The 7,288-nt window shown below is 30.5% G+C and carries 5 protein-coding genes and 2 pseudogenes; 4 read left to right on the plus strand and 3 right to left on the minus strand.

What is annotated here, in order from left to right; genetic code table 11:
- Window positions 1–215: pseudogene (locus CXF67_RS03285) on the minus strand (IS110 family transposase); the annotation flags it as partial.
- Window positions 216–612: 397 nt separating this feature from the next.
- Between CXF67_RS03285 and CXF67_RS03290 the strand changes: the two are divergent.
- On the plus strand, window positions 613–1,827 hold the full coding sequence (locus tag CXF67_RS03290) for a serine hydrolase domain-containing protein (RefSeq protein WP_102087451.1): 1,215 nt from the start codon (window positions 613–615) through the stop codon (window positions 1,825–1,827).
- Window positions 1,828–2,056: 229 nt separating this feature from the next.
- A complete protein-coding gene (locus CXF67_RS03295) occupies window positions 2,057–2,473 on the plus strand; it encodes a GNAT family N-acetyltransferase (RefSeq protein ID WP_257984572.1) in 417 nt (138 codons plus the stop codon).
- Window positions 2,474–2,651: 178 nt separating this feature from the next.
- Here CXF67_RS03295 and CXF67_RS03300 read toward each other — a convergent pair whose 3' ends face one another.
- Complete coding sequence (locus CXF67_RS03300; protein ID WP_102087453.1) at window positions 2,652–4,835, minus strand: DUF5916 domain-containing protein; 2,184 nt, start codon at window positions 4,833–4,835, stop codon at window positions 2,652–2,654.
- A 235-nt stretch (window positions 4,836–5,070) separates the two neighbouring features.
- On the opposite strand from CXF67_RS03300, the gene CXF67_RS03305 reads away from it, so the two are divergent.
- Window positions 5,071–6,135, plus strand: a complete 1,065-nt coding sequence (locus CXF67_RS03305) for a sensor histidine kinase (RefSeq protein WP_102087454.1) — start codon at window positions 5,071–5,073, stop codon at window positions 6,133–6,135.
- Window positions 6,132–6,836, plus strand: a complete 705-nt coding sequence (locus CXF67_RS03310; RefSeq protein ID WP_102087455.1) for a LytR/AlgR family response regulator transcription factor — start codon at window positions 6,132–6,134, stop codon at window positions 6,834–6,836. The genes CXF67_RS03305 and CXF67_RS03310 overlap by 4 nt, the downstream gene beginning before the upstream one ends.
- Window positions 6,837–7,044: 208 nt before the next feature.
- Here the strand turns inward: CXF67_RS03310 and CXF67_RS03315 are convergent.
- Window positions 7,045–7,288: pseudogene (locus CXF67_RS03315) on the minus strand (IS110 family transposase); the annotation flags it as partial.

The following is a 7,288-nucleotide window of genomic DNA, read 5'->3' on the forward strand; positions in this document are numbered from 1 at the left end:
ACTTTTAGACTAGATTCTAGTAAATGGTAAGCCAGTTGATAATGATAATACCCTGTTGCCTCCATCACGCAATGGTTATCAATATCTAAGAGCTTTACAAACTTTTTAAAGCCTGATACATTGTTTTTAAACTGATAGTAATTGCCATCAGAATCCGTGACATCGAATACCAAGTGGCTAATGTCAATTCCAAAATATTTAATATCTTTATTCATAGAAAAATGATTTTTTGAAAGGACATACTACGCGAGTTTCAACGACTTAAAATTGAGGTCTAAAAAGCCTCATAGAACTGTACGAAACTGCGAAAGAAAAGAGAGGTGATTTATCCCGAGGCTTCGGGATTGAACAAGTCTTAAGCTTCTGCGTGTATAATAACCTTAATCCCCTTTTTTGTTCTTTCTAATTTATATGTCTAATTTAATGTTTTTATTAAAATGCTAACTTAAGCCGTATATAATTTATTGCTACAAAGTGCTTAATTCATTGGCTTTTTCATATATTTATGGTCTGTTTTAATACGAAAGGTTCGTTCTTATCTAAACGCAACAAACTATATACAACAACGTTACAGCCAATACGCGAAACAATTTACAAATAGTAAAAACTTAAATGAGAAAAAGACTAAAAATTATATTTCTTACAATATTTTCATTAGTCCTATTCCTCTTGGTACTTCTTTCCATTCAATATACACCTAGCTATGTTTATCGACTTATAACAATGAATGTCGCAGATGTTTATGATTATAAGAACTTTGAAAATCACGAGATTCAGGGAGCGAAGAGTTCCAATACATTCATTTCTCAGCCTAAAGAGAAGTATGTTGAGTCACTATTTGAGGAACTGGTAACTAAAACTGGATTTAATAGTTTTGAAGAGTGGGCTATTGAATCTCAAACTACTGCCCTTATTGTTATAAAAAAAGATACGATCATTTATGAGAAATATTTTAATGGTTTTGGTAGAGATTCCTATTTCCACTCTCAATCTATGGCAAAGTCGTTTATATCGTTTTTAATAGGAGCTGCTATTGATGATGGTCTAATCAAAAGTATAGAAGATCCAATAACAAATTATATTCCTGAACTTTTGGAGCGTGATCAACGCTTTAAAAAAATTGCCATCAAAGATTTACTTGAAATGCGTTCTGGACTTGAATACAATACAAGCCTCATACCTTTCACTAATATTCATTCTCCTTGGCATGATGAAGCAGTTGGCTATTATCACCCTAATGTTCGAAAGTTGCTACTTGAAAATGTAGAGATTTTATCTGAACCAGGAAAAGATTTTCAATATTCTAATTACAATACAAGCTATTTGGGTTTGATTCTTGAAAGAGCTACTACCGTAACTGTATCCAATTATTTGGAGCAGAAATTGTGGTCAAGAATAATGGAATATGATGCGCTTTTCTCCATAGATAGCAAAGAATCAAATTTTGAATATATGCCAAGTCGTTTGATTGCCCGAGCGATTGATTATGCTCGTTTTGGTCAGCTTATGCTCAATGAAGGAAGTTGGTATGGCAATCAGATTATATCAAAAGATTGGATTCAGGAATCTACCCAAGAAAACAAATCCATTTCCCGTGATATTTATCCAAGATGGTTTGGGAGAAGCGACAAAAGAATTTACTATAATTACCAGTGGTGGGGTCATGTAAATAAAGACGGTACTTTCAATTTCTATGCAAATGGAAATCTTGGACAGAATATTTATATTATCCCTCATAAAGAAACTGTGATTGTTCACTGTGGTAATTCACTGCAGTATTATAGTGGTGATTTTGATTTATGGAATGTTGCTTTGCAGTTGAATTAGAATTAAATATCTGATGAGACTCAAAATAAAAACTGGTTGTAACACGGTATATAAAAAATAGCTGTTTAAATGCTTAAACGAAAATAAATTCTATAAATTTAAAATCAGCAATAATCCGAAAAGTAAGTGCTTAAAAATCCGCTACTTTTCATATACAAACCGTTCAGGACAATACATTTGAAAAACTAAACTCAAATTGGAGATAATAGAAAAACACAAAAATGAATATATGATTTCAACCGACAAAAGAAAGTTGGATATTTCATTGATTTACGATTTTTTGACACACGAGTCTGGTTGGAGTGACGGAATATCCTATGAAAAGGTTGAAAAATCAATTAACAATTCATTGAATTTCGGTATTTATTTTGAGAAAAAACTAATTGGATATGCAAGAGTCATTTCGGATTTTTCTACAATCGCATATTTAGGAGACATTTTTATTTTAAAAGATTATCGAGGACTTGGATTAAGTAAATGGCTTATGGAAGTAATTATGGATCATAAAGAATTACAAAATTTAAGACGTTGGATTTTATTGACAAGTACAGCGGAATGGCTTTACGAAAAATACGGATTTACAAAACTACCGAAACCTGAAGTTTATATGGAAAAATTCAATCCGAATGTTTATCGAAATGAATAAAAACTAATGCCAACAATATATAAAAATAATTGCTCAATTTTAGTCTTAACCAAAGGTCGTTGCAAGTTTATTACGTCTGATTTTCCTTCGGAAAATCCTCGCACGCAAACCCGCAACTATTCTTATACATAAACGTTACCCAACATTTGAAATTTGTACTTCCCTGAAATATCAATCCTTAAAAATCAAATCTATAATTCATTTTAAAAGCTACGCCCCAATTTTTACGTACGATATCTTGATTATAATTATCTGAAATCACCAAATAGATATAAGATAATGGTTTGTATTCCCATTGCAAACGGCTATTGACATTAAAATTATCAAATTGTGTATTGTACTGTATATAAGTAGTCCAATTTAACCTATTAGAAAAGAAAATTTCACCTGTAAAGCGTGCTAAATGAAACGTTTCACTTCCTAATTCTTTTAAATCTATACCATTTCGTTCGTATCGAATTTGTAAACGCGCTAAAGGCATTAATCTATATTGAGCATTAAGACTAACTTGGCTTTTATGTCCACTATAATAGCTCCCATAACTAAGATTACCACCATATTGAAACTTTTTACTATCAGCTGAAGAATACCCTAAACCAGCATCTATATACCTGTACTTGTCGGCTATAATAGCATTTCCATTATTTAACGGATCAAACGCATACTTCAAGTTTACATATTCGTATCTCATTCCTCCATACAAAAATGACTGGTCTTTAAATACTAAATCATTATTTAATACTACAGATGCTTGTGTAACATCACCTTGATCGTCCCAATACGTATTGTTTGATAGATTAAGATAGCTATGATTATCGATAGTTTTAGAATCCTTATAAAATTTAGTCAAAGAAATACGACCTCTGGCTTGTGTGTATCCTTCTCTTATAATGCTTTCTGAAATAGCATCATAATTATATAAACGTGGAACAAAACCAACATCGGTAATATAATTTTTTTCTACTTTTTTAATTCCCAAATAACCTGATGCATTTATGTTATTGAACCAAACGCCTACATTGTAAAAATTAGTGTCTCCAGAAATATCGCTAGTAGCGCTGTTAGCAAAATTTGCATGTCCAGTCCACTTATTATTTTGTGATTGATAGTTTACGTTAAGCCCAGTCACTCTATTATAACCATCTAAAAAAGAAAAACCATCTGTTTCCTGTCTATTAATAAGAAACCCAGTTGCTGTAAAAGATTTGGACAATTCATGTTGCACTACCAAAGCGCCATAATTCTGTGCAGGATTATCATCTTTTGCTTTTGTTGCTACGTTCAGTATACCCAAACGTGTTTTCTCAGCAATGTTTCCAGATAATTTTAATCCGAAGGATATATCGCTATCTGAACCAATACGTCGGGAATAAAAAGGGTTCACGTCATCAACACCAAGGTTTGTAAAAAGATCGCTATTCTCTAAAAAGAAATTACGTCGTTCAGGAAAAAATACTGAGAAACGACTTAAATTGGTTACCTGTCTATCGACATCTATCTGTGAAAAATCTGGATTTATTGTGGCATCAACTTTTAAGGAAGAGCTTACATTAAATTGTACATCTACACTTGGTTTTACCATGGTATCTTTAATATCATTAGCAACATCTTCTGAATAGTTCATAGTAACAGAAGGCGTTACAGTAAATCGAGATGATTTGTTTTCTGAAAGGTTTCCTACCTGAAAGACTTTAGTAAATCGTAAATCGAATTGTTTATAATTACGATCTATTGGCGTATTGGTTGTCCACTCATTTAATTTAATATTTCTTGTGTGAAACATAACTCCCCATTCTAGGGTATCTGCTTTGTAACTTAATGCCTTTAGAGGAATTTTTATTTCGAATATTTTTAGATTCCCTTTTACAGAAGCTTTAGCGTCCCATAAAGTATTCCAACTAGTATTTATTCTAAAACCGTCTCCACGTCTAGCTACTAATGCATCTATTAATGCTCCGCCCATATTAACAATAAAGAAATATCCCGATTGTTGTTGATTATAGGTGTCTAGAATTATAGAAAATGAATCGCTATCTGCTCCAGATGTCCCAATATCGTCACGTTTTAAGGATCCAATTTGAACATCAGGAACTGTATCATAATACACAGCACTTATAAATAAGTTTTTTCCGTTATGAAACATTTTTACCTCCGTTTTATTAGAAGCCAAATCTCCATTATTTGGTATATAATTAAGAAATCCACCTTCAGGAATTAAATCACCCCATATTGGTTCGTTCAGTTCTCCATCTAATTGAATACTACTGTTACTAAAAACTATTTTACTTGACTCTAATTCAGATTGAGCCTGAACATGGAGTATCACAAAAAATAATAGTATAAGAATTACAATTCTTTTCATTTATTTAAATTAAAAAGTTTAACAAGGTGTTGATATTTTATAAACAGTAAACAAAACTATCTTAAGTATACATTGTAATTTTAGAAAGTAGACTAATAGGTCATTTTTACGTTTGGAAAGTTGTATTTGAAAGAAGCGAAGTTTTGTCTATAAGATTTCTACTTTTATCTACAAAAAACCAGTTTTGAGCTACTTTTAATTTACTTCTTCATTAAAATTGTATTTTAGTACGCATATGAATAGTTTAAAAAAGGCATCGACATTTTTTAGTATTCCAACAGTCAAACATTTTTTGTTTTGGCTTGGTGTTTACACTTATTTTATTGGTACTGTAAATATGGATTATTATAGCAGTTATCAAGAAATTATAGAGCGTTATGCTATTTATGTTTTATGCCAAGTTATTGTAGCCTACACTTGTTTATGTTTTTTAATACCACGCTTTTTGACACCGAAAAAGAATATTCAATTTGCGATGAGTTTATTGTTGTTATTAGCTGTTGTATTTGTTGTTTTTGTAGGGCTTCACGAATATTATCATTTTCCTAAATATTTCGAAGCAGATGATAATTCTATATATGATTCTAATAAAATATTTTGGAAGAAATTATTGAATCTTCGTATTTTTTTAGGGAAGTCTGCAATAATGTTAACACCTACAATATTATTAGTTATAGCTAAATTTTATAAAGAAAAGCAAACCTATTTACAGCTCAACGAACAAAAAAAATCCACAGAATTATCAGTATTAAAGCATCAATTAAATCCACATTTTTTGTTTAATACCCTTAACAATTTATATGCTTTATCCATAAATAAATCTGATGAAGCACCTGAGGTAATTGCAAAACTTTCGGAGATGTTAGATTATATGTTGTATGGTTGTAATGACAAATATGTATCCTTGAAAAAGGAAATTGAACTCATAGAAAACTACCTTGCTCTGGAAAAAGTTAGATATGATGAACGTGTAGCTATTAGTTTTAATAAAAATGTGGAACCCGATGTTAGAATTGCACCATTAATTCTTTTAACCTTTATAGAAAACGCTTTTAAACATGGCGTTTCTCAAGAATTAATAAAGGCGTATATACATATAAAGATATCTATAGAAGAAACCTTTATTCAGTTTGACATTACAAATTCTATAGCAAAAAACATAGCATCAGCGAATAAAGAAACCATTGGATTAACCAACGTAAAAAAACAGCTAGAATTATTATATTTAGACAACTATTCTTTAGATCTTAAAGAAGAAACCAATTGCTTTAACGTACGTTTAAAATTGCCTGTAAAATGAGATACAAATGTTTAATAGTTGATGATGAAAAGTTAGCGAGAGGACTTATAAAAACACATTTGTCTCAATTGGATGATTTTGAATTGATTGCTTCTTGCGGTAGTGCAATTGAGGCTAGTAAGATACTTCAAGAAGAAACGATAGATTTACTGTTTTTAGATATTGAGATGCCAGTTTTAAAAGGCACCGATTTTTTTAAAAACCTAATACAGAAGCCTAAAGTTATTTTTACTACAGCCTATAGAGATTATGCTATTGAAGGGTTTGAGTTAAATGCAGTTGATTATATTTTAAAGCCTATAACCTTTCAGCGTTTTTTTAATGCCATAGAAAAGTTTAAGACTTTGCAAAGAGGAAATGTTTCCGATCCAATTAAGATTCCTGTTCTAGAAAACAAAGAAGCTTTTATTTATGTAAGAGAAGATAGAAAACAGGTAAAAGTGCATTTGGATTCTATTTTATATATAGAAAGTTTAAAAGACTATGTTAAAATACATTTAGAGAAAAAAGGACATATTATTAAATCGAGTATATCAGCTTTTGAAGAAAAGTTAGATGAAAGGTTTATAAGAGTACATCGTTCATATATCATCAATAGGGATAAAATTACTGCATACACAAAAAATGATATTGAAATTGGAAAAACTGAAGTCCCAATTGGTAAAAATTTTCGAAACAATATTACCACCTTTTTGATATGACAAGAGTTAATAAAACAAGAGCTTTTTCTTAAATATCTTTTTATTTTGACCGCCACTTAGGACATCTTTTGTTGGTTAAAACCATTTTATTAAACTAATTAAAAACATTATACTCTGATAAATTGAATATTCTTATTAACATACGAAATGAAATAGTGAAAATACGTTGGGTAACAAAGTACTGTGGTAAAAAACAAGTAAAATCTCATTAATTTTTCTCCAAAGTACTTCTATAGGTGTCATCATATATTAATCCTGATTTTGCTATGGCAAATGCCTGTTTTAATAGCTTATTACACACCGCTATTAATGCTAATTTTTTACTCTTACCTTTTGCTACTATTCGCTCATAAATTTCTCTACAAGCCTTGTTGTATTTACAAGCATTAAAACTGCACATAAATAATAAATTTCGCAGCTTTTGATTTCCTATTTTACTAATTCGTGCTCGA

The organism is Psychroflexus sp. MES1-P1E, from assembly GCF_002836055.1.
Taxonomy (GTDB): Bacteria; Bacteroidota; Bacteroidia; order Flavobacteriales; family Flavobacteriaceae; genus Psychroflexus.

What these genes read in the sequence shown, in the direction of transcription:
- CXF67_RS03310 (WP_102087455.1), top strand. Translation starts at nt 6,132, where the DNA reads ATGAGATACAAATGTTTAATAGTTGATGATGAAAAGTTAGCGAGAGGA.
- CXF67_RS03300 (WP_102087453.1), bottom strand. Translation starts at nt 4,835, where the DNA reads ATGAAAAGAATTGTAATTCTTATACTATTATTTTTTGTGATACTCCAT.
- CXF67_RS03290 (WP_102087451.1), top strand. Translation starts at nt 613, where the DNA reads ATGAGAAAAAGACTAAAAATTATATTTCTTACAATATTTTCATTAGTC.
- CXF67_RS03305 (WP_102087454.1), top strand. Translation starts at nt 5,071, where the DNA reads ATGAATAGTTTAAAAAAGGCATCGACATTTTTTAGTATTCCAACAGTC.
- CXF67_RS03295 (WP_257984572.1), top strand. Translation starts at nt 2,057, where the DNA reads ATGATTTCAACCGACAAAAGAAAGTTGGATATTTCATTGATTTACGAT.